Origin of the sequence: Mesorhizobium sp. M7A.F.Ca.MR.148.00.0.0 (assembly GCF_003997735.1) — a bacterium.
GTDB lineage: Bacteria > Pseudomonadota > Alphaproteobacteria > Rhizobiales > Rhizobiaceae > Mesorhizobium.
On the sequence record NZ_RZTB01000346.1, the window covers coordinates 1 to 687 of the forward strand.

General features: G+C 60.8%; 1 protein-coding gene. It reads right to left on the bottom strand.

Translation table 11 applies throughout. The annotated features are described in order from the left end of the window. Nucleotides 1–101: 101 nt before the first annotated feature. Nucleotides 102–687: alpha/beta hydrolase (locus tag EOB49_RS34410; protein WP_164781954.1), on the bottom strand; the 586-nt coding region annotated here is incomplete at its 5' end.

The following is a 687-nucleotide window of genomic DNA, read 5'->3' on the forward strand; positions in this document are numbered from 1 at the left end:
AATCGAGGAAGACCTGTCCGGCGCCGTCGCCGGAACCTTGTTTCGATGCCCGCAGTGACGAGGCTGATTCGAGGCTGGGAACCAGGGCCTGGAAACACATTCTAGAGTTGCTGTAGCAGGGGTTTCGCGGCGGCCGAAGGATGCTGGTCGTTCCAGAAGTCGAGCACAGTCGAGATTATTGCCTCCGGCGCGTCTTCCTGAACGAGATGTTTGGCATTTGGAACCGCGATGAACGGCGCACCGGGGATGCGGCGCGCGAGTTCTCGCCCGTCGTCGAGCGGAATCCACTCGTCGTCTTCACCCCACAGGATCGTCACAGGGCAACGTATCTCGTCGTACCGCCACTCGACCTCTCGACTGAACTTGTCGTCCATCTGTGCGATCTGACGCCAAAAAGCCTTCTGTCCCTCGTCTCCAAGCCATGGCTGCAGATAGAGCTGCATTTCGTCCGCGCGCAACGCGTTCGCGACAGAGCCGCCGATATAGGCGCGAAGCATGGCTTCATGGATATAGGCCGGCAGACCGGCAAACGCTTTCTCGTGTTCTTTTGCCGCTTGAACCAAGGGCGATCCCTGGGGGCTGATCGCGACCGGATCGATCAGCACCAGGGAGCGATAATCGAGCCCGTTGAGCAGGTGGCCGCGCAACGCGACGGAGCCGCCGAAGTCATGCGCCACGATGTCGGGC